The sequence below is a fragment of the Pseudomonas sp. I8001 genome (assembly GCF_013385345.1).
Classification (GTDB): Bacteria; Pseudomonadota; Gammaproteobacteria; order Pseudomonadales; family Pseudomonadaceae; genus Aquipseudomonas.
This window is the reverse complement of the sequence record NZ_JACAQC010000030.1, coordinates 121,960-122,194: the sequence shown is the minus strand read 5'-3', so window position 1 is coordinate 122,194 and position 235 is coordinate 121,960. Positions and strand designations below refer to the sequence as shown.

The window sequence follows — 235 nt, the reverse complement described above, 5'->3', positions numbered from 1 at the left end:
TGAGTGTTAAAAGCAAAGGCAAGATCCAGAGCGAAAGCCAAATCTGAAGCTGATGCAGCTCTGCTTTTCTGTGGGGGGGTGGTTCTGTTTTTCTGTAGGAGCTGGCTTGCCGGCGATGCAGGCAACTCGGTCTTGCAGGTACACCGAGGTGATGCCATCGCCGGCAAGCCAGCTCCTACAGTGGACCGTGCCCGCTTTAGCTTTTGATTTGGCTTTTAAACACTCAAGCCGGCCG

General features: G+C 54.0%; 1 pseudogene. It reads right to left on the bottom strand.

Annotated elements, in window-relative coordinates:
• Positions 1-6: 6 nt before the first annotated feature.
• Positions 7-235, bottom strand: a pseudogene (locus HX839_RS31465) (hypothetical protein); the annotation flags it as partial.